Annotated in this window: 18 protein-coding genes; 4 read left to right on the top strand and 14 right to left on the bottom strand. The window is 69.1% G+C overall.

The window, feature by feature from the left end; translation table 11 throughout:
• Positions 1–24 precede the first annotated feature (24 nt).
• The 3 genes from G4X40_RS10665 to lysX form a co-directional block, all read right to left on the bottom strand.
• On the bottom strand, positions 25–693 hold the full coding sequence (locus G4X40_RS10665; protein ID WP_277832302.1) for a response regulator: 669 nt from the start codon (positions 691–693) through the stop codon (positions 25–27).
• Positions 690–1,886, bottom strand: coding sequence for a sensor histidine kinase (locus tag G4X40_RS10660; protein WP_277832300.1), 1,197 nt, complete (start codon positions 1,884–1,886; stop codon positions 690–692). Before G4X40_RS10660 ends, G4X40_RS10665 begins: the two co-directional genes overlap by 4 nt.
• A gap of 163 nt (positions 1,887–2,049) precedes the next feature.
• Entirely contained in the window at positions 2,050–5,466 is a 3,417-nt protein-coding gene (lysX, locus tag G4X40_RS10655; protein WP_277832298.1) for a bifunctional lysylphosphatidylglycerol synthetase/lysine--tRNA ligase LysX, read from the bottom strand.
• Between the two features lie 96 nt (positions 5,467–5,562).
• Here lysX and G4X40_RS10650 point away from each other — a divergent pair, with 96 nt between their 5' ends.
• Positions 5,563–5,799 carry an RNA-binding S4 domain-containing protein gene (locus G4X40_RS10650; RefSeq protein WP_277832297.1) on the top strand — a complete coding sequence of 79 codons (237 nt, stop codon included), beginning with the start codon at positions 5,563–5,565 and terminating at the stop codon, positions 5,797–5,799.
• Between the two features lie 26 nt (positions 5,800–5,825).
• Here G4X40_RS10650 and G4X40_RS10645 read toward each other — a convergent pair whose 3' ends face one another.
• From G4X40_RS10645 to G4X40_RS10635, 3 genes are all read right to left on the bottom strand, one after another.
• Entirely contained in the window at positions 5,826–6,446 is a 621-nt protein-coding gene (locus tag G4X40_RS10645; protein ID WP_277832295.1) for a TetR family transcriptional regulator, read from the bottom strand.
• A gap of 32 nt (positions 6,447–6,478) precedes the next feature.
• Complete coding sequence (locus tag G4X40_RS10640; RefSeq protein ID WP_277832293.1) at positions 6,479–8,719, bottom strand: MMPL family transporter; 2,241 nt, start codon at positions 8,717–8,719, stop codon at positions 6,479–6,481.
• Between the two features lie 171 nt (positions 8,720–8,890).
• Positions 8,891–9,919 carry an AraC family transcriptional regulator gene (locus tag G4X40_RS10635; protein ID WP_277832291.1) on the bottom strand — a complete coding sequence of 343 codons (1,029 nt, stop codon included), beginning with the start codon at positions 9,917–9,919 and terminating at the stop codon, positions 8,891–8,893.
• Between the two features lie 101 nt (positions 9,920–10,020).
• Between G4X40_RS10635 and G4X40_RS10630 the strand changes: the two genes are divergently transcribed.
• From G4X40_RS10630 to G4X40_RS10620, 3 genes are all read left to right on the top strand, one after another.
• Positions 10,021–11,583 (top strand): flavin-containing monooxygenase, encoded by a 1,563-nt coding sequence (locus G4X40_RS10630; protein ID WP_277832289.1) that lies wholly within the window; start codon positions 10,021–10,023, stop codon positions 11,581–11,583.
• Positions 11,580–12,197, top strand: coding sequence for a hypothetical protein (locus G4X40_RS10625; RefSeq protein ID WP_277832287.1), 618 nt, complete (start codon positions 11,580–11,582; stop codon positions 12,195–12,197). Before G4X40_RS10630 ends, G4X40_RS10625 begins: the two co-directional genes overlap by 4 nt.
• Before the next feature lie 98 nt (positions 12,198–12,295).
• A complete protein-coding gene (locus G4X40_RS10620) occupies positions 12,296–12,967 on the top strand; it encodes a hypothetical protein (protein ID WP_277832285.1) in 672 nt (223 codons plus the stop codon).
• 68 nt (positions 12,968–13,035) lie between these two features.
• On the opposite strand, the gene G4X40_RS10615 is transcribed toward G4X40_RS10620, so the two are convergent.
• The 8 genes from G4X40_RS10615 to G4X40_RS10580 all read right to left on the bottom strand — a co-directional run bounded on the left by G4X40_RS10615 (position 13,036) and on the right by G4X40_RS10580 (position 20,170).
• Complete coding sequence (locus G4X40_RS10615) at positions 13,036–13,722, bottom strand: GNAT family N-acetyltransferase (RefSeq protein WP_277832283.1); 687 nt, start codon at positions 13,720–13,722, stop codon at positions 13,036–13,038.
• An 88-nt stretch (positions 13,723–13,810) separates the two neighbouring features.
• Positions 13,811–14,902 (bottom strand): hypothetical protein, encoded by a 1,092-nt coding sequence (locus G4X40_RS10610; protein ID WP_277832281.1) that lies wholly within the window; start codon positions 14,900–14,902, stop codon positions 13,811–13,813.
• The gene (locus tag G4X40_RS10605; RefSeq protein ID WP_277832280.1) at positions 14,895–15,431 is read right to left on the bottom strand and encodes a signal peptidase I; all 537 of its coding nucleotides are present in this window, start codon (positions 15,429–15,431) and stop codon (positions 14,895–14,897) included. The genes G4X40_RS10610 and G4X40_RS10605 overlap by 8 nt, the downstream gene beginning before the upstream one ends.
• An 83-nt stretch (positions 15,432–15,514) precedes the next feature.
• A complete protein-coding gene (locus G4X40_RS10600; protein WP_277832279.1) occupies positions 15,515–16,132 on the bottom strand; it encodes a SipW-dependent-type signal peptide-containing protein in 618 nt (205 codons plus the stop codon).
• A gap of 10 nt (positions 16,133–16,142) precedes the next feature.
• Positions 16,143–16,823 (bottom strand): signal peptidase I, encoded by a 681-nt coding sequence (locus G4X40_RS10595; protein ID WP_277832277.1) that lies wholly within the window; start codon positions 16,821–16,823, stop codon positions 16,143–16,145.
• Entirely contained in the window at positions 16,820–17,356 is a 537-nt protein-coding gene (locus tag G4X40_RS10590; RefSeq protein WP_277832276.1) for a hypothetical protein, read from the bottom strand. The genes G4X40_RS10595 and G4X40_RS10590 overlap by 4 nt, the downstream gene beginning before the upstream one ends.
• Before the next feature lie 8 nt (positions 17,357–17,364).
• Positions 17,365–17,883 carry an alternate-type signal peptide domain-containing protein gene (locus G4X40_RS10585; RefSeq protein ID WP_277832275.1) on the bottom strand — a complete coding sequence of 173 codons (519 nt, stop codon included), beginning with the start codon at positions 17,881–17,883 and terminating at the stop codon, positions 17,365–17,367.
• 493 nt (positions 17,884–18,376) lie between these two features.
• Positions 18,377–20,170: an AMP-dependent synthetase/ligase gene (locus tag G4X40_RS10580; protein ID WP_277832274.1), complete on the bottom strand. Its 1,794-nt coding sequence runs from the start codon at positions 20,168–20,170 to the stop codon at positions 18,377–18,379.
• Positions 20,171–20,216 lie beyond the last annotated feature (46 nt).

The raw sequence follows: 20,216 nt of genomic DNA, 5'->3' as shown, positions 1-20,216 counted from the left end.
CCGGGATTCGACGCTCGTGCCAGGTCACTCCTGCCAGCGCGGCCGGACCAGTCCGGATTCGTACGCGAGCACCACCAGTTGGGTGCGGTCGCGGGCGCCGAGCTTGAGCAGGATGCGCGACACGTGGGTGCGCGCGGTCGCGGGACTGAGCACCAGCCGTTCGGCGATCTCCTCGTTCGACAGGCCCTCGGCAACCAGTCCCATCACTTCGCGCTCACGCTCGGTGAGCACGGCGAGCGCATCGCGGTCCGGTCCCGGCCGGGTACGGGTCGCGAACTCGGCGATCAGCCGCCGGGTCACCCCGGGCGACAGCAGCGCCTCGCCCTCGGCCGCCACCCGCACGGCGCGGACCAGCTCGGCGGGCTCGGTGTGCTTGACCAGGAAGCCGATCGCGCCCGCCCGCAACGCCTCGAAGACGTACTCGTCCAGCTCGAAGGTCGTGAGCACCACGACCTTGACGGACTGAGTGCGCGGGTCGGCGGCGATGCGGCGGGTGGCCTCGATCCCGTCGAGGACCGGCATGCGGATGTCCATCAGCGCCACGTCCGGCAGCAGCCGTCCACACAGTGCGACCGCCTCGGCGCCGTCGACCGCCTCGCCGACGACCTCGATGTCGTCCTGCGCAGAGAGCAGGGCGGCGAACCCGGCGCGCACGAGGGTCTGGTCGTCGGCGATCACCACTCGAACGGTCATGCGTCGTCCTCCGGTCGTCGATCACCGACGGGCAGCGTCGCGCGCACGCGGAAGCCGCCGGTGGGCAGGGGAGCGGCCGTGCAGTCGCCGCCGAGCGCCCGGGCGCGTTCGCGCATGCCGGGGATCCCGTTGCCGCCGCGCATGTCCGGCGACGCCACGAACCCGCCCGCGTCGTCGACCTGGACGGCCAGCTCCGCCGGGCCGTACGTGAGGGTCACGGTGGCGGCGCCGCCGGAATGCCGGGCCACGTTGGTCAGCGCCTCCCGCACGATCCGGTCCGCCGCGAGGTTCACCCGGCTCGGCAGCGGGCGGGGCGTGCCGACCACGCGCACGCTCACCTCGACACCTGCGGCCCGCGCCGGCGCGACCAACTCGTCCGGTTCCAGCGCTGTCGGGACGGGAGTACGTGGCGCGTCGAGTTCGCCCGAGCGGATCGAGTCGAGCACGTCGTGCACCTCGACCAGCGCGTCACGGCTGGCGGCCTTGATCGCCGCCAGGGCGCGGCGGGCCTGCTCGGTGTCGCGATCGAACAACTCCAGCGCCACCCCCGACTGCACGTTGATCAGCGAGAGGCTGTGGCCCACCACGTCGTGCAGTTCCCGCGCGATGACCAGTCGTTCCTCGGTGGCCTGCCGCCGCCGCTCCTCTTCCGCGGTCCGGGCCCGTTCGTGGGCGCGCAGTCGCCTGGTGCGGATCACCGTCCGGCGCTGCCGGATCAGCTCGGCGGCCGCGGTGAGGACCAGCAGCCAGGCCGCGACGCCGAGCGCCATCGATGCCGACGGCAGCTCCTGGGAACGCGCCGCCGGGACCGCCCAGACGACGATCACGTACCCCAGGGCCAGCACCGAGTACGGCACCGCCCGCGACCCGGCGGAGGCCGCGGTCAGGAAGGCGACCACCAGCGCGAGGAACACCGGCCCATAGGGGAATCCGGCGAACAGATACGCCACCGTCACCGCGAAGACCGCCGTCAGCACCGCGATCGGGTACCGGCGTCGCCAGTACAGCGCCACCGGTCCCGCCACGAGCAGCGCGTATCCGAGCCAGTTCAGATGGGTGTGCGCCAGTGGCTGATGGCGATCCGCCATGGTGCTGCCTGCCAGCTGCACCACCACCAGCACCACGACCACGGTGAGGTCGACCGACACGAGGTGGCCTCGTTGGCCCGCGCGCACCCGGCCGTCACCCACCATGTCTGCACCGTATCCCGGTCCGGCCGCCGGCGGCGTCCGTCCCGGCGCGTACCGCGCAGTGCTACCGGAGGCGTACTGGCCACCGAATGCACAGTGCCACCGGAGGGATGGCCGGGCGCGCACGGTTTCACGTGGAACCAGACATTTCGCCCCCGGCGGCCGCTTACCTCGGCTTGGCCAGCGGGAACGGCAGCGTCTCGCGGATGCTCATGCCGGTCACCAGCATGATCACCCGGTCGACGCCCATGCCGAGACCGCCGGTCGGCGGCATCGCGTGCTCCAGCGCCTGCAGGAAGTCCTCGTCCAGTTCCATCGCCTCGGGGTCGCCGCCGGCCGCCAGCAGCGACTGCTCGGTGAGCCTGCGCCGCTGGTCGATCGGGTCGGTCAGCTCGCTGTAGGCGGTACCGAGTTCGACGCCGTAGGCGACCAGGTCCCAGCGTTCGGCGACCCCGGGCACGCTGCGGTGCGGCCGGGTCAGCGGGGAGACCGAGATCGGGAAGTCCTTGTAGAACGTGGGCGCCTGGGTGTGCTCCTCGACGAGACGCTCGTACATCTCGAGCACCACGGCGCCGGCATCCCAGGTGGACTGGTAGGGCACCCCGGCCGCGGTCGCGTATCGCCGCAGTTCCCGCAGCCCGGTCTCCGGGCCGATGTCCTCGCCGAGCGCCTCGGACACCGCGCGGTGCACGGTCTTGACCGGCCACTCGCCCGAGATGTCCACCGGTGTCAGCGTGCCGTCCGGTCCCGGGCGCATCACCACGCACGCGCCGTTCGCGGCGACCGCCGCCTTCTGGATCAGCTCACGGCAGGTCACCCGCATGCGTTCGTAGTCCGAATGCGCCTCGTACGCCTCGAGAATCGTGAATTCGGGATTGTGGCTGAAGTCGACACCCTCGTTTCGGAAGGTGCGGCCCAGCTCGAAGACCTTCTCCATGCCGCCGACGCACAGGCGCTTGAGGTACAGCTCCGGCGCGATCCGCAGGTACAGGTCCAGGTCGTAGGCGTTGATGTGGGTGGTGAACGGGCGTGCGTTCGCGCCGCCGTGCACCTGCTGCAGGATGGGGGTCTCCACCTCGAGGTAGCCGAGGGCGGTCAGCGACTCGCGCAGCGACCGCAGCACGGCGCTGCGTGACCGCGTGACCGCGCGCGTCTGCTCACTGATCGCCAGGTCCACATACCGCTGCCGGACCCGGGCCTCCGGGTCGGTCAGGCCGCGGTACTTGTCCGGCAGCGGGTGCAGGCACTTGCCGTTCATCCTCCAGTCGCGCACCAGCAGCGACAGCTCACCGCTGCGGCTGCGGCCCAGCGAGCCGCTGACCTGCATCAGGTCTCCCAGGTCGAACTGTGAGCCGAACCGGTCCATCGCGACCGCCCCGACCACCGAGCGGTCGATGAGCAACTGGAGGTCGCCGGACCAGTCCCGCAGCAGCGCGAAGATCACGCCACCGTGGTCGCGGATGCGCAGCAGCCGGCCGGCGACCCGGACCGTCGTGCCCGGAGGGGCGTTGCGCGCCTGCTCGACCGTGTGCGTCGGCGGATAGGCGACCGGGTACGGATCCATGCCGGCGGCCGCCATGCGCTGGGCCTTGTTCAGCCGGACCTTGACCTGGTCGGGTCGGCGGATCGTCGGCTGGCTCGCCGCGATCTCGCCGGCTGCGGCCTCCGGGCTGGTGAGGTCGGGCGCGCTGCCGTCGGCGTGAAGCAACCCCGACTCGGCGAGGCGTTCGGGCACCGCACTGTGCAATCCGGTGTGCTGCTGGATGTCCCGCCGGCGTCCGGGCAGCATGATGAAGCCCTCGGCGATCCCCGACGCGATCGAGATCCGCGGCAGCATCCGGTTCTCGGCGAAGCACAGGTACCGCGGCTTCCACTCGGGCCGGTACTTCAGATTCGAGCGGTACAAGGTCTCGAGCTGCCACCACCGGGAGAAGAAGAGCAGCACCGACCGCCAGAACCGCAGCACCGGCCCGGCACCGATGCGGGCGCCCTCCTCGAAGGTCGAGCGGAACATCGCGAAGTTCAGCGAGATCTGGGTGATGCCGTGCTGCTCCGAGGTGCCGGCCAGCTCGGTGACCATGAACTCGATGACGCCGTTGGGGGCCGACGGGCTGCGTCGCATCACGTCCAGCGAGACGCCGGTGCGGCCGAACGGGACCAGCGAGAGCATGCCGACGACCTCGCGGTTGCCGTCCCCGCCGTCCTGGATCGCCTCGATGAGCAGGCAGTCGCCGTCGGACGGGTCGCCGAGCCGGCCCAGTGCCATCGAGAATCCGCGCTCGGTCTCGGTGTCGCGCCACTCGTCGGCCCGGCGGACCACCTGCTCCATCTCGTCGGCCGGGATGTCGCGGTGCCGCCGGATGCGGGCGGTGACCCCGGACCGCTGCACCCGGGTGACGGCCTGGCGGACCGGGCGCATCTCGCGGCCGGCCAGGCTGAACCCGCGGGTGTGCAGGATCGCCTCGTCGCCGAGTTCGAGCGCGGTCAGCCCGAACCGGTCGTAGACCTCGGCCCCGGCCTTGCTCGCGCCCATCACCGCGGGCGCCCAGCCGTACTGCGAGGCCAACGCCAGCCACGCCTCGACCGCGTGCGGCCACGCCTCGGCGTCGCCGATCGGATCGCCGCTGGCCAGGCACACGCCGATCTCGACGCGGTAGGTGATGGCTGCCTTGCCACTGGGCGCGAACACGACCGCCTTGTCCCGCCGGGTCGCGAAGTAGCCGAGCGAGTCCGCGCCGCTGTAGCGCTCGAGCAGGCCGCGGATGGCGGACTCGTCGTTGCCGGTGAGCGCGTTGCTGGCACGCTGCGACCGGAACAGCACGATGGCGGCGGCGATCAGGGCCAGCGCGCCGAGGAACCCGAGCACGGTGTTGACGAACCCGTGCACGTGTCCGGAGAACACGTCCTTGTCGATGTTGCCGAAGATCACGACCCGGTTGAGCACCCATTCGAGACGCTCGTCGGCGGGGAGGGTGCCGGGGAACGCCTCGACCAGTCCCCAGCCGATGAGGGTGGCGACGGCCATGCCGGCGACGAGGGTGCCGAGTGCCTTGAGCAGAGCTCCGCGCCGGACCTTCGTGTAGAACTCGCGGTAGCTCGCGATCAGTACGCCGAGGACGACGAGGTGAAAGATCAACGCGCCCACGGCATTGCCGTTGTCGTGGTCGATCACGATGTCGGACACGTTGGCGAGCACGAACAGCAGCAGATAGAGGAACAGCAGCCACCAGGCGATCCGCTTGCGGGCAGCGATCGCCGCCGCGAGCAGGGCCAGTACGAATGCCCACGCGAAGCTCGTGTCCGGCGCGTCGAAGTAGTACTGGTCGACGTACTCGCGGGGCACCGTGGTCACGTGCCGGAACACCGGCGAGAGGCTGGACAGGAACGCGAGGATCGCAAAGAAGCCCAGCACCAGTCCGGCGATGTGCGGCACCTGGTGGAACCACCGCGTGCGCTGTGTCGCGACCGTCGGCTTCGCCTTGCGCGAGCCGGCCCCGGCACCATCGGACCCGGCACCGTCCGTACCGGCGCCATCGGACCCGGTGGAGGGGACGGAGTCGGACAACTCCGTGCTGGAGCGCATACGGGTCCTCTCGAGACGGGATGAATCGGCGACCCTGACGTTAGTACCTGAACCTGGCCGTTAGCCCTCGACGCACGGGCGCGGGATGATGATCCGATGAGTGCAGAGGGGTCCGTGCCCGAGGTGCCGATCAGGGACGAGTCGATCCGGCTCGGTCAATTCCTGAAACTGGCGAACCTGATCGATTCCGGCGCCGAGGCGAAGGGCGTGATCGCGGACGGTGAGGTCAGCGTCAACGGTGAGGTGGAGGCGCGGCGGGGACGGCAGCTGCTCGACGGCGACGTGGTCGAGATCGGCGGTGTCGCCGCGAGGGTGCGGTCGGAGCAGGGCTGACGCAGCCCGCCCACAGCGCTGCCGGTCTACAGCGGCAGTCCGCTTTCCAACAGGTCGACGGCCTCGAGCAGCGTGCTCAGGTTCCGCTCGTCGGTCGGGTCGACGATGGTGTCGGCGATGTGGAACACGACGCCGCTGACCGCGGCGATGAACACCCGCAGCCGCAGGTCGTCCACGCGCAGCCCGGTGTAGGCGGCGAAGAAATCGGTGATGGCCGAGATGGCCCGGTCGGATTCGAGTTGGTAGGCGGTGCGCAGCAGCGGCTCGTCGTGGATCAGCTGCTGACGTCGGGTGCTGCTGGCCCATTCGTCGGCGACCGCGATCCGGTAGTGCGTGGTGATCAGGTGCCGGATCAGGTCGAAGTGACCGAGCCCGGGTGGGATCGCGGCCAGGGCCGCGGTGCGCTGGTCGTCCAGGTCGTCGGCGATGACGACCTGTTCCTTCGACTGGAAGTAGCGGAAGAAGGTGGTGTGCGAGACCTCCGCCCGCGCCGCGATCTCCTCGACGGTCGTGCCCGCGTAGCCCTGCTGCGCGAACAATTCCATCGCGGCTGCACGGATCGCGGCGCGGGTGCGGGCTTTGTGCTGCTCGCGCAGCCCGCCCCGGCGCCCCCGGGTGGTGTCCGGGGGCGTCAGCGGCGTGGTCACGGTCACTCCTCCTGCCGACTCTGGTGGTGCGGTCAGCTGGGCGCGCCGACCGGCTCCGGACTGCCCGGATCCTGCGTGGCGACCTCCGGGATGCCCCGGTTGCGGACCGCCCCGCCCTCGATGTCGAAGTTCAGCACGAGCTTGTCCAGCCACTTCGGCAGGCGCCAGGCCCGGTCGCCGAGCATCGAGATCACCGCGGGCACCACCATCATCCGGATGATGAAGGCATCGAAGAAGACCGCGCCCGCCAGTGCGAACCCGAGCATCTTCGAGGTGGTGTCCGGCGCGAGCATGAACGCCGCGAACACGCTGATCATGATGATCGCGGCCGAGGTCACCACGCGGGCGCCGTGCCGGTATCCGGCGATGATCGCGTCCTTGGCGGACATGCCGTGGATGTACTCCTCGCGCATGCGGGTCACCAGGAACACCTGGTAGTCCATGGCGAGGCCGAACACCACGCCGATCAGGAAGATCGGCAGGAACGACAGGATCGGCTGGGTGTGGGTGATCAGCCCGAGCCACCCCTCCTGGAAGATCGCCACCGTCGCACCGAAGGTCGCGAGCACCGAGAAGATGAAGCCGAGCGTGCCGACCAGCGGCACCCAGATGGACCGGAACACCCCGATCATGATCAAGAAGGCCAGGCCGACGACGACCACCAGGTAGGGGATCAGCGCCTTGTCCAGCTTGGCCGACAGATCGGACATGATCGCGGTCTGGCCTCCGACATGCAGTTCCGCACCCTGCTGCGCCACGGTCGGCGCGAAGTCGCGGATCTGCTCCATCAGGTCGTGCGTGGCCGGCGACGACGGCGCGCTCTCCGGGATCACCGAGATCAGCGCGGTGTCGGCACCGACGTCCGGCCGGGGCGTGCCGTTGCCCATCCAGGTCAGTGTGGCGACGTTGGCGACGTCGGGCAGCTCCTTGATGTGCGCGACCGCCTCCTCCGCCGCCGGTGCGATGTTGCCCTCGTCCGTGTGCAGCACCGCCAGCAGCGGGCCGTTGATGCCCTCGCCGAATCCGCGCTGCAGCAGCGCCTGCGCCGGGGCCTCGTCGTCGCTGGACATCGACAGCCCCAACTCGAGCTTGGTCATCGGGATCGCGGCCACGATCAGCACGGCCAGTCCGGCCACGATGAACGGCAGCGGCCGCCGGGTCACCAGCCGGCCGAAGCGGACGCCGTTGGTCTCGGCGGTCTCCGACGGCTCGGCGTGCCGGATCCACGGGATCCGCGGCGCGAACGCGAACCGTCCGAAGGCGCCGAGCAGGGCCGGGATCAGGGTGAGCGCGGCCAGCACGGCGACCGCGACGGCGATGCCCGCGCCCGAGCCCATCTGGGTGATCAACGGGATGCCGACCACCATCAATGCGACGACGGCGATGATCACGGTCAGTCCGGCGAACACGACTGCGGTGCCGGCGGTTCCGACGGCACGTCCGGCCGCGTCCGCGCGGTCACCGCCGCGCTGCAACTCGCTGCGATAGCGCGAGACGATGAACAGCGCGTAGTCGATGGACACCGCGATGCCGAGCATCGTGACGATGCCGGTGGCCATCTGGTTGATCGACATGACCTCGGCGCCGAGGTTGAGCAGCATCATCGTCAGCCCGACCCCGACCAGGCCGGTGACCAGCGGGATGAACGCGGCGACCAGCGCGCCGAACGCCACGATCATCACCACGAACGCGATCGCGAAGCCGATCATCTCGGCCTGCCCGCCCGCCTCGTGCACCTGCATCAGCGACCCGGTGGCCGCGACCTGCAGGCCGTTGCCGTCATGGGCGGCGACGATGCTCTTGAGCTGGTTCATCTGGTCGACGGTCAGCTTCGTGACGTCGATGTTCTGGTGGACCTGGATCAGTCCGACCTTGCCGTGGTCGCCGAGCACCGAGGTGGCGAGCTGTGGCTGCACCTTGGCGACGACCAGCGGGTTGACGACCTTGTTCGGTGCGGTGAGGTCGGGCAGCTTGTGCAGGTCCGCGACCAGCGCGTCGATCTGCGCGGTGTGGCCGGCCAGACCGTCGTCGGCGGCGACCAGCACGCTCGTCGACGCCTGCTTCTGTTCGTCCATGACCTGCGGGAAGTACTTCTGGACCTGCGAAGTGGCGGTGCCGGAGTCGGTGCCCGGCAGGTCGAAGTCGTTGGCGAACTTGGGTTGCAGCGCGCCGACCAGGCCGGCGACCGTCAGCAGCGCGGCCAGCCATGCGGCGATCACCCACCACTTGCGTCGGTAGCAGAACCTGCCGACGCGGAACAACAACGACGCCATCGTGATCCTCTCCGGTCCGTCAGCCGTGCGGCCGACCCGGTAGCCGCAAAGTGTTAGTGACTACCACCTTTCCTGGGTACCGGCGAGTAGGTGCGGCGGCAACGTCTGGCGGGAGATTGTGGGCAGCGTCTCGTTGTGGGGTATCGGCCGTCGGCTTCGGGCGGATCCGGGTCAGCGGCGGTGGCGGGCCGGGGTGGTGCCCTTCCAGCGGGTGAACGCGTGGATGAAGCTCGACGCCTCGGCATAGCCGAGTCGCAGCGCGATCTCGTCGACCGACAGCGCGCCGGTCGCCAGCAGTCGCTCGGCCAGCGCCTGGCGGACCTCGTCGCGCAGCGTGCGGTAGCTGGTGCCCTCGTCGGCCAGCCGTCGACGCAGCGTGCGGGTGCTCATGGCCAGTTCGGCCGCGACCCGCTCCATGTCGGCCGGGATGGTGTCGATCCGTATCAGCCGGTCGCGTACCTGCGCGGCGATCCCGGCCTGGTGCCGACGCTGGGCGAGCATGGCCCGGCACTGCTGCTCACACGCCGCGCGCGTCGCCCGGCTCGCCTGCGGCAGCGGGGCGCCGAGGATCGAGGCGTCGAAGGCCAGCACGTTTTGGTCGCGGCCGAACTGCGGTTCGATGCCGAACACCGCGGCGAACCGGTCGGCGTGGGGCGGCGCCGGGCAGCGCAACCGCATGGTCGACAGGGGGATGCCGCCGGGGTAGAAGTCGCCGACGACCGTGAAGATCGCCGCGAGGTCGCGTTCGAGCAGGAACTGCCTGACGTCCGCCGGGACGCGATCGTCGACGATGCGCGCGGTGACCACGTCGGCGCCGACCTCGACGACGGGCACACAGAAGGAGAACGTCAGGTCGAAGTAGCGCAGCGCGAAGGCGAGCGCGTCGCCGAACGTCGGGCTGGTCAAGCAGGCGTACCCGAAGATGCCGAAGGTGCTGACCCGGTAGCGCCGGCCCAACTCGAGGCCGATGCCGGCCCGGTCGCCGAGGTGGGCGAGCACGTTGCGCACGACCGTCAGTTCCTGGCCCGCCGTCACCTGCAGTTCGGGGTCGTCGAGGCGGTCCAGGGTCAGTCCCGTACCCAGCAGGGCGGCGCCGACGGGCATCCCGTGGTCGAGCGCGAACTGCGCGATCACGGCCACTCCGGTCCCGGATCGGGGGAAGTCGTGGTCGATGACGGAGGTCTCGAGCGTGGAGGCCATCCGGCCGAGTCTAGGGAGCCGGCGCCCGCCGTGGCCGAAAATGTCAATCACATGGCCGGTGGTGTCTGGTCGGCGGGCCACGACGGCGATAGCGTCGAGTCATGCTCGAAGTGCCAGGACCTGCGGAGTCGTCCCCGTCGGTGATCGTGATCGGCGCGGGGTTCGCCGGCATCGCCGCCGCCATCGAGTTGATCCGTGCGGGCCACGACGACGTGACGATCCTGGAGAAGTCCCCCGAGGTGGGCGGGGTGTGGCGCGAGAACACCTATCCGGGCGCCGGATGCGACGTTCCGTCGCCGTATTACAGCTTCTCGTTCGAGCCCCGGACCGACTGGCCGATGCGCTACTCGCTGCAACCGGACATCCTCGATTACATCGAGGACGTGGTCGCCGAGTACGGGTTGCTGCCGCGGATCCGGTTCGGCGTGGAGGTGCGGTCGGCGCGCTTCGACACCTGTGCCGGACTGTGGGTGGTGTCGGCCACCGACGGACGAGAGTTCCTGGCCCGCATGTTGATTCCCGCGACCGGACTGCTCTCGCGGCCCGCGATGCCGCGGATTCCGGGGATCGGCTCGTTCGAGGGCCCCGCGTTCCATTCGGCACGGTGGGACCACGACTGCGACCTGTCCGGCAAGCGGGTGGCGGTGATAGGCACCGGGGCCAGCGCCATCCAGTTCGTGCCGGCGATCCAGCCGCGGGTCGCCGAACTGACGCTGTTCCAACGGTCGGCGCAGTACATCCTGCCCAAACCCGACCGCGAATACCGACCCGTGCACCACCGTGCGTTCCGGGCGGTGCCGGCATTGCTGGCCACCGAGCGTCTGTTGTGGTGGACACTCGGCGAGACCTGGACGCGCGGCATCACCGGCATGCGTGGCAAGCGCGCCGTCAACGCCTTCGTCCGGCGGCGTGCCCTGCGGCACCTGCGCCGCCAGGTGCCCGACGCGCGCAAGCGTGCACAGCTCACACCGGACTACGAGATCGGTTGCAAGCGAGTCCTGTTCGCGAACACCTACTATCCCGCGGTGTGCGAGCCGAACGTGCGCATCGAGACCGCCGGCGTCGAGGAGATCACGCCGCGCGGGGTGCGCACCGCGGACGGGTTCGAGCACGAGGTGGACGTGATCATCTACGGCACCGGTTTCACCGCGCAGCAGCCCCTCGCCCCGATGCGGATCGAGGGGGTGGACGGGGTGAGCCTGCGTGACGACGTGTGGTCCGACGGCTCCCGCGCCTACCTCGGCATGACAGTGCCCGCGTTTCCCAACATGTTCGTCATGTACGGGCCCAACACGAATCTCGGCACCGGGTCGATCATCTACATGCTCGAGCGGCAAGCCCGGTACGTCGGGCAGGCCGCCGCGGTGCTCGCCGCCGCGCCGGAGAAGTACCTGGACGTGCGGGCCGACGTCGAACAGCGCTTCGACGACGAGATGCAGCAGCGTCTCGCCGGTACCGCCTGGGCGACCTGCACGAGTTGGTACCGGGCCGGTTCCGGGAGGATCTCGGCGAACTGGCCGGGGTTGGTGTCCGAGTACTCCCGCCGCACCAAGAGATTCGATCCGGCGGACTACGTCCTGCGCTCCGCCGGGGTTGTGAGTTCCCCCAAGCCTGTGCCCGGCGGCTGCGACGACCCGAAGCCGTCGCTACGCTACCGCGCATGACCCCGTCTCTTGTCGTGCCCGCAAGTCTCGGCCGCGCGGCCGCAGTGTTCGGTACCGCGGTTGTCGCGCTCGTGTTGGCCGCGATGTCGGCGCTGGCATGGCCGGGTGCCGCGCATGCCGCCACGTCGGGGCTGGAGTACTCGACCGACGGAGTCGCCTGGAGTGCTGTCGCGCCGCTGGGGACCGGTGGCGCCGTCGTGCTGGCTCCCGGTCAGGAGTCGACGACGACGCTGCAGGTGCGCAACACCTCGAACCAGATCACGAATGCGGGCTTCTTCCTCAAGAGTTACACGATGTCGCCGGGGTCGTCGGCCTACTTCCGTGCCGACGTGAACGGCGTCGCGGGCCAGACCAAGACGGCATCGCAAGGTCCGATCGCGTCGCCGAACGCGGTGCTCGCGTGGGTGCCGCTGAACCCGAACCAGTCGGCAACGGTGTCGCTGGTGGTGGGCGTGCCCTCCGGCGCCGCGCTGCCGAGCACCATCTCGGTGACGTGGGGAGTGGGCACGACCGGGTGCAGTCAGCCGGGGCTGGGCAGCTCCGGGGTGTCGCTGCAGTGCCTGGTCACCGGCGACCCGAGCAAGCTGCTGACCACGGGTTCGACCGGCGCATAGGCGCATTCGACAGTCTCCCGCAGTACCGCTGTCGTTCGTTCGATCGAATCTGGATCCAAATGGACGCTTGGGTCATAAATTGCCCCTAGGCTTCCGTCATGAACACGACTTCCACCCTCACCGCCGTGCCCCGGCGCCTGATCGCGGCGCTGGGTATGGCGGTTCTCGCGCTCGCACTCGCGGCCATGTCCGCGCTGACGACGCCCGGTGCGGCCCGCGCCGACACGCCGCCCGCCGCCGATCCCGCGCCCACGCTGCAGTTCTCGGCGGACGGCAAGACCTGGGGCGGCGCGAACCTCATCCCGTGGTCGCAGGACGCGCTCGTCCCCGGCCACGAGGTCACCACGACGTTCCAGGTCAAGAACATCTCCGGCAAGGAGGGCGACGTCTTCTTCTATGTCGGCAACTACAAGATCTCGACGGGCATGAAGGTCTCGCTGCGCGTGGATGTCAACGACGCCAAGGGAAAGCCGGTCGCGGTGACCGACGCCCGTGAGATCCAGCCCGGCACCCAGATGAACCTGGTCCACCTGAAGAACGGCCAGACAGCCAAGGTCTCGCTCGTGGTCGCGATGCCGGCGGACGCGGGCAACGAGACGCAGAACGGCACCATCGACCCTGACTGGGCGATCGACTTCGAGGCGACGCCGGGCAACGGCGGCGGCAACACCACGCCGCCGGCCGCGGGCAGCTCCGGATTCGGTTCGCTCACCGATTTGTTCGGCAAGCTGATCCCGACGGGCTCCTCGACCGGCTCGCTGGGCAAGTGAGACCGTAGCAACCAGAAACGCTGATGGGCGCTCCTCCGCCAGGGGGGCGCCCATCAGCGTTGTCGGGGTTACTTCCAGGCGTGCAGACGCGAGATGAGTCGCTCGTTCACCTCCGGCCAGTCCTCCGCGATGATCGAGAACATGACGTCGTCGCGGACGGTGCCGTCAGCACGCCGGTAGTGGCGTCGCAACGCCCCCTCGTACCGGGCGCCGAGACGCGCAATGGCCTGCTGCGAGCGATGGTTTCGGGTGTCGGTCTTGAGCTGGACCCGCCCGGCCTGCAGCGTCTCGAACGCGTGCCGGAGCAGCAGCCACTTGGCCTCGGGGTTCACCGCGGTGCCCCACACCTCGGGCGTGTACAGCGTGGCGCCGATCTCAAGCCGTGCATCGCGGACGTTCACGCCGAGGTACGACGTCATGCCGACGATCGAACCCGCCGGCAGGTCCCCGTGATCGCGCTGCAGCCGCACGGTCCAGGCGTGCCAGTCCAGACTCTCGGACCAGGCGGCGAGCATCTGTGACATCTCGTCGATCGTGGTCGCTCTGAAGGGGAGGTGCGCCCAGACGATGTCGTGATCGAGTTGCCGGAACAGGTCGGGGGCGTCTGACGCCGGATCGGCGGGCGTCAGGCACACGACGTCGCCGCTGAGCTCGGTGCGTGCGGGGATCGGCCAGTCCAGCTCCGGCCAGGGCACGTCGTTCGGTCGTGGATCCGACACGGGCTCAAAGCGATCCAGGTCGTCGATCGGTGTCATGCTGGAAGCATAGATGCAGCGGCGGGCGGACCCCGGTGCGGCACAGTGGTCTTGCGCATCGGGGTCCGCCCGTCGGCGGTGGATCAGATCAGCTGATCGAGCAGGTCGCGGTGTCGATGTTGCGGACCCCGCCGTTGCCGGTCACCGACAGGGTGCCGTCGCCTTCCGGGGTGAGGATGCGCTCGGCGGGGGAGACATCGGCCCGGCACACCTCTCCGCCGCCGTTCGAGATGACGACCTGGGCCGTGCCGCCGTCACTGGTCAGCTTGGCGCTCAAGTCCTTGCCGAGGGCGACCGCGGTGTCGGCGGGTTCGGTCGCCACCGGTGGCTCGGTGGTGGTGGTCGGTTCCGGAACTGTGGTGGTCGTCTCCGGAGTCACGGGCTTCGGGGCCTCGGTGGTCGTGGTGGCAGGGCTCGTGGGCGCGGCGGTCGTCGTGGCGGGGGCCGAGTCGTCCTCGGCGGTTCCTGTGGGAGCGATGGGTTGCGCCGCAGACTGACCGGACTGTGTGGGAACCGACTTGTCGGCGCCGGTGGTGGCCGGCGCACTCAGCGACCGGGCTTGCTCGGCGGGGCCTGACACCTTGGCCGACATCGCCTGAGCCTCCCCGGCAGTGGCATTGTTGGCCGTGGTGTTCGGCGGCGCATCTGTGCCGCTTTGTTGACCATCGGAGCAGTTGGTCCGGTACACCGTCGGCTGGTTCAGCTTCCAGCCGATCCAGTTGCTGGAGAACTCCTTGGTGACCCGGTTCACCGAGTAGATCCTGACAGTGAAGTCCCACCCGGTGTGCCGGCCGACATTGTTGCCGCTGACGGGGGTGAAGTACAGGCGGTCGCCGACGTTGAACGCGCTCGCGTCCTTCATGTCCTGCAGCGCGACCGTTCCGTCTTTCTGCACCACGAACATCTTGTAGTCGAACGCCTTGTTGACGTGTTGGATGCTGACCTGGGAGTCGTAGTTGGCAACCGCCAGATAGGTGCCGTTCTTGTAGGTGTCGCACCAGGCCGTATCCGATGCCGGCAGCACGTTCGCGGCCGCGGCGAGCGACCCCGAGGTCGCGGTGACGGCGTCGGTCGACGCCGCGCTGGTCCCGATCGCCTGGCCGGCGCCCAGGGCGGTGACGGCGACGGCACCTGCCGCCAGTAGTGCGCGCAGGCGGAAACGCCTCGACGGATCAGACATGGCTGTTCTCCTGTGCTTCCGAAAGCTCTTCGGCCGCAATGTCCTCGGCCTGGACGAGTGTTGGGGTTTTCTTGGTGGGTCGGTTCGGACCGAAGGCGAGCATCAACAGGGCCCCCGTGAGTGCGCCGCCGAGAAAGACCGCCGTCCCGCTCGACAGCCACGCGACGGCGTATCCCAGACCGGGCACGTGAAACAGAACCCGCTTGGCCTCGGTGATCGAATACGGCAGCGGATCGGACACTCGGTTGGCGTCGCCCTTGAGGGTGACCTGGGCGCCCCCACCGGTGGTCGGCTCGATCGCCACGACACGGTGGGTGATCGACGTGCCCCGGTCGTTCTCGACGCTGATGACGTCTCCGACGCGAATCTCCGAGGCCGGCACGGTCTTTGCCATGGCGAGTGCGCCGGTGCCGATCGCGGGTGCCATCGAGCCGGAGCGGAACACCAGCGGGGTGATCCCGAAGAGGAACGAGGCGGCCGCGGCGAGGATGCAGACGACCCCCGCCGCCGCCCCGACATTCAGTGCCACCTCACGCCACCGCGGCCACGGTTGCCTACGGCCCGCCTGAGTCGCCTCCGCAGTCGGCGTGTCTGTTGCTGCTCGCGACATCGTCAGGCCCCGATGGCGGCGAACTGGATGACGGCGCCAGACGACTTGCCCGACGCCGCCTTGGTCACCGCGTTGGACACCGCGACCTGGACACACACGGTCTCCTTGCCGGTGCTCGCCGGGAGCGGGCGGCCAGTGGTGATAAGGGGCTTCGACGTGCCGACCTGCAAAGTGGTCGAGCCGATCTTCGTACCGCCGGAACAGGTCTTGGCATTGCCCGATCCTGCTACCGTCGCGCCGCTGAACGCAGTCACCGTGAGGAAGGGTGCCAGGGTCGAGTCACCGGACGCGTTAGCCGACGCCGTGTAGGTGAACGCAGCGTCGCCGGTGTTCTGCACCTCGAGGGTCGCCGCTGTGGAATCCAGCGGCATCATGCCCGATGCGGTCAGCGAGGTGAACGAGTAGCTGGGACGTTGGCCACTCACCTTCATCTCGACGTTCTTCGCCGGAGCCGCAATCGTGAACGTGCCGGTGGTTGCGGTCGCGGTGTCGGACCACGCGGCGAGCGTGCCGATGGCGCCGAGGCCGAGGATCATCCCGAGGGACAGGACCGCACGAGTGCGGGTCCATCCGCTGCCGCCGGCCCGCGCCTTGCTGCGCTTTTCCTGCTGTTGAGACATCTGTGCTGCCCTACTTCGTTTCGGTGGTTTCTGCGGGCCCCACGGGCGAGGAGAAGTCCGTGTCGGCAGGGATCCGGTTGTCACGGTGACCGTCACAGTCGCTGTCACGCGAGCGTCGTGATCGGTCTCGGAAGCCGCCGGCGATCATCCACACTGCATAGATGGCCAAACCGCCACCGGCGAACTTGATCAGCGTCGCTCGTGAATCCGCCCCGCTGAAAAGGAGATTCACCCGTCCCAGGTAAGGCACCGCGTACCAGACGCGGCCCCGGATCTGCCCGGGCTCGAGTGCCCACGGGTCGCGCACGTTGTTGGCGTCGCCGCGGGTGTAGATGCGCCGCTCACCCTGTCCGTTGTAGAAGATGCCGTCGATCCGGTGGGTCACCACCTCGGCGTCACCCGACTGTGGCTGGAAGGTGATCACCTGGCCGGTCTGGAGCTGGTCCGCGGGTGTCGGCTTGACCACGATCAGCGTGCCCGGCGGCATCGTCGGCTCCATGGACCCGGTGAGCACCGTGAACGCGGTCGACCCGCTCAACCGCGGGACGACCACCATGGCCGCGAGCACGCCGACCATGACGGCGAGCAGCATCCACGAGGCGATGGTGCGGACCCACCACCACACGGTGGTCTGGTCGTCGTCTTCGGACGACTGCGCGCTCTTGCTGTGGCGACCCACGGCGGTGCTCATCGGTCGACCGCCGCCTGGAACGTGAACGTCGCGGTGCCCGACTGCCCGGCCGGGGCGTTCTGCGGCGCGGTCGCCTTGAGGCACAGCACCTGCGAGGCGCCCGGATCCACGTGCCGCGCCGCGAACGACGCCTGGGCCATGGTCCCGCTGTAGAGCTGGGTGCCCGGATCACCCGATGCGGCGCAGTCGGACTGCGATCCGACGACGGCGACCCGCAGATTCAGTGCCGGTGCGTTCGCGCCGTTGAGGGCCACCTGCTGGAGCTGGTAGCTCATCCCGACGTTGCCGGAGTTGTAGACGGGGAGTGCCTTTTGGACGCTGTCGCCGGGAGCCATGTTCGTCATCCCGAAGCCCGACAGGTCGAAGGCCTTGACGCCCTCGACACCCGCCGAGATGTCCAGCTTGCCGGCGGTCAGGGTGGCGCCCGGAAGGTTCGCGTCGGAACGCCACAGGGCGCCGGTCTGCTGGACGGAGGCGAACCCCACGGCCAGGACCGACGCCGCTGCAAGCGCCCACTTGTATTGGGACTTCACGGGTTCTCTTACTGAACCTGCTGAAGGGTCACCGTCGTGCCGGCGAGTGACGCCGACTTGCCGGCGCCGTCGGTGTTGCCGGTGTCGGACTTGAAGGTGATCGTCGCGCCTGCGTTGACGACCTGGTTGTTGTTGGCCGCGGTCAGGTTCGACAGGTCCACGTTCGAGGCCGGGGTCACATCGAGGTAGGTCCCGAGATCGCCGGAGAGTGCGCCACCGGTCGCGGTGATCTTGGCCTTGAGGTTGGTGCCCGACAGGCCCAGCTTGTACGAGCCGGTGTAGGTCACCGAGTCGCCCGGCACCAGCGTCACGGCGCCGATGTCCGGAATCGCGGCGCCCGGCGCGGCCGCAGTGCCCCACTTCCAGGTGCCGGCATCCTGCTGGGTGATCGACAGGCTACCGGCGGTCACCGAGCCGCCGCCCAGTGAGGGGCCGCTGCCCGTCCACGCGGCCATGGTGCCGGCGCCGCCGGCGAGGAGAACAGCAGCAGCACCGGCGGCGAGGGCGCCCTTGGTCGTCTTCTTCATTCTCGAACTCGTCTTTCGTCGTGGCCCACAGTTGGGTCAGGTAGGGGATCGGACTGCATCAGGTGCGCCCTCGGCGTGCGGGCTCGGTTACGTGACATCCGGGGATGAGCCGCGCCGGTGCGGAGGTGGCCAGAGACTGGTCAGACCGTCTGCCCGTGCGGTGCGCTCATATCTATCACCCGCGAGGCGTCGAGCCGAAGGGATTAGGACACATGTCCAGATGAATTAATCCTTTTGAACGACACCGGGTCTTCGGTGGGGAAGGCGTCCGAGGTGTCGACGGCCGCGCAGCCGTGCAGCGACGAGATCGTTACAGGCCGTGAGGCGTTTCTGTGGTGATTCACGGATGATGTGGGACCTGAGACAATTGCACGACCGTTCCAGATCCTCGTGCGCGTCGGAGCCGGTAGCTTCGCGCATCCGCGGAACGGCGCCGGTACCGTCCGGCCGCTCCGTTGTCCTGTCCGGTGTCGCCTCCCCGGTGCCGACCGGTTCAGCCCTGCTCGTACATCCCGTCGAACACCGAGGCGAAGTTCGCCGCCACCACCTTGCGCTTGATCTTCATCGTCGGCGTCAGCTCGCCGTCCTCCTGCGACAGTTCGCGCCCGGCGATCGCGAACTTCTTGACCTGTTCGGGCGGTGCGAGTTTCGCATTGGCGGCGTCGACCGCCTGCTGCACCAGCGTGCGCACCTCCGGATGCGTCGACAGTTCTGCAATCGAGTCGGGCAACCCTCGTTCGGCCGCCCACGGAAGTACCCGCTCGGGATCGAGCGTGACGAGGACGACCGGGTAGGGGCGGCGATCGCCGTACATGATCGCTTGGCTGATCCACGGCGAGAGCTTGAGGTCGTTCTCGAGGTTCGCCGGCGTCAAATTCTTGCCGCCGGAGGTGACGATGATGTCCTTCTTGCGTCCGATGATCGAGACGTACCCGTCCTCGTCGATAGCGGCGAGGTCGCCGGTGCGCAACCAGCCGTCCGCGACAGCGCCGAACGACTCGTCCTGCATCTTGTAGTAGCCGTGGAAGATGTTGGCGCCCTTCAACAGCAACTCGCCGTCATCGGCGAGCCGGGCTTGGACGCCGGGCAGCGGCCGGCCGACCGTGCCGAAGCGATGATGCTTGACGGTGTTCACCGTTGCGCCGGTGGAGGTCTCGGTCATGCCGAAACCCTCCATCAGCGGCACACCGCAGCCGTAGAAGAACTCGAGGATCTCACGCGCGATCGGGGCGGCGCCGGTGACGGCGAGATCGAGATTGCCGCCGAACAGATCTCGAACTGGTTGGAAAAGAACGGTATCCGCGGCATCGAACTGCGTCCGGACCTCGTCGCGAACCGTCTCGCTGGCCGCGTCCATGTCGCGCACCCGCACGCCGAGCTTCGCCGCAGCCAGGATCCGCTCACGCTCCGCATCCGGCTTCGACCCGACCGCGAGCGAATAGATCTTCTCGAACACCCGCGGTACGGAGGGCAGATGGGTGGGGTGGGTCTGCAGCACCTCGGTGATGATGCGCGCCGTGTCGCCGCCCCAGTATGCGATGGCGCCGCCGTGGTCGAACGTGTTCAGCTGGAACAGCAGCGCGAACGCGTGGGCGAGTGGCAGATACAGGTACAGGACGACGTCCTTGCCAGATGCAGATCCCTCCAACTCCTGAAGCTCGTTGTCCGAGTGCATCATCGCGCGGTAGTTCGCGTGGGTGAGCACGCAGCCCTTGGGCGGTCCGGTGGTGCCGGAGGTGTACATGAACACATACGGATCGGCCGGGTCGACGGCCAAGCTGCGCCGCCGTAGCTCCTCGGCACCGCGCGCCTTGCCCCGCCGGCGGATCTCCACGGCAGGGACGGCGCCGTCGGCAGTGCCGTCGAGGACGACGACCCATTCGAGCGCCGGCAACCGGTCGCGCACCGCGGCGATCTTCGCGACCTGCGCGGCGTTCTCGCAGACGATCCCGCGCGCCTCCGAGTTGCCGACCACCCACGCGCATTCGTCGGGCGCATTGGTCGGGTAGACGGACACGTGCACACCGCCGGCGGCGACGATCGCCAGGTGCGCGACCGACCATTCCGGCCGGGTACCGGCGAGGACGGCGACCCGGTCCCCGACGTCGAGACCCAGGTCGATCAGTCCGGCGCCGAATGCGTCCACCTGCTCTGCGAGTTCGCGGTAGGTCATCGTTTCCCACCGGTCGGGTTCACGCTGCCAGCGGGCGGCCGCCCGGTCTCCGTACGCCTCGGCCGCGCGGAAGGCGAGATCGGCGATCGTCTCGCCGGCAACTGTCTGGTTCATCCGCCGCTCCGTTGTGCCGGGCGACCGGTGTGCTCGCCCCGGCCGC

Source organism: Speluncibacter jeojiensis (assembly GCF_029589495.1).
Lineage (GTDB): Bacteria > Actinomycetota > Actinomycetes > Mycobacteriales > Mycobacteriaceae > Speluncibacter > Speluncibacter jeojiensis.
Note: the sequence above shows the minus strand (reverse complement) of the source record. Positions and strands in the feature narration are given on the sequence as shown.

What these genes read in the sequence shown, in the direction of transcription:
- G4X40_RS10665 (WP_277832302.1), bottom strand. Translation starts at nt 693, where the DNA reads ATGACCGTTCGAGTGGTGATCGCCGACGACCAGACCCTCGTGCGCGCC.
- G4X40_RS10660 (WP_277832300.1), bottom strand. Translation starts at nt 1,886, where the DNA reads ATGGTGGGTGACGGCCGGGTGCGCGCGGGCCAACGAGGCCACCTCGTG.
- lysX (WP_277832298.1), bottom strand. Translation starts at nt 5,466, where the DNA reads ATGCGCTCCAGCACGGAGTTGTCCGACTCCGTCCCCTCCACCGGGTCC.
- G4X40_RS10650 (WP_277832297.1), top strand. Translation starts at nt 5,563, where the DNA reads ATGAGTGCAGAGGGGTCCGTGCCCGAGGTGCCGATCAGGGACGAGTCG.
- G4X40_RS10640 (WP_277832293.1), bottom strand. Translation starts at nt 8,719, where the DNA reads ATGGCGTCGTTGTTGTTCCGCGTCGGCAGGTTCTGCTACCGACGCAAG.
- G4X40_RS10635 (WP_277832291.1), bottom strand. Translation starts at nt 9,919, where the DNA reads ATGGCCTCCACGCTCGAGACCTCCGTCATCGACCACGACTTCCCCCGA.
- G4X40_RS10630 (WP_277832289.1), top strand. Translation starts at nt 10,021, where the DNA reads ATGCTCGAAGTGCCAGGACCTGCGGAGTCGTCCCCGTCGGTGATCGTG.
- G4X40_RS10625 (WP_277832287.1), top strand. Translation starts at nt 11,580, where the DNA reads ATGACCCCGTCTCTTGTCGTGCCCGCAAGTCTCGGCCGCGCGGCCGCA.
- G4X40_RS10620 (WP_277832285.1), top strand. Translation starts at nt 12,296, where the DNA reads ATGAACACGACTTCCACCCTCACCGCCGTGCCCCGGCGCCTGATCGCG.
- G4X40_RS10615 (WP_277832283.1), bottom strand. Translation starts at nt 13,722, where the DNA reads ATGACACCGATCGACGACCTGGATCGCTTTGAGCCCGTGTCGGATCCA.
- G4X40_RS10610 (WP_277832281.1), bottom strand. Translation starts at nt 14,902, where the DNA reads ATGTCTGATCCGTCGAGGCGTTTCCGCCTGCGCGCACTACTGGCGGCA.
- G4X40_RS10600 (WP_277832279.1), bottom strand. Translation starts at nt 16,132, where the DNA reads ATGTCTCAACAGCAGGAAAAGCGCAGCAAGGCGCGGGCCGGCGGCAGC.
- G4X40_RS10595 (WP_277832277.1), bottom strand. Translation starts at nt 16,823, where the DNA reads ATGAGCACCGCCGTGGGTCGCCACAGCAAGAGCGCGCAGTCGTCCGAA.
- G4X40_RS10585 (WP_277832275.1), bottom strand. Translation starts at nt 17,883, where the DNA reads ATGAAGAAGACGACCAAGGGCGCCCTCGCCGCCGGTGCTGCTGCTGTT.
- G4X40_RS10580 (WP_277832274.1), bottom strand. Translation starts at nt 20,170, where the DNA reads ATGAACCAGACAGTTGCCGGCGAGACGATCGCCGATCTCGCCTTCCGC.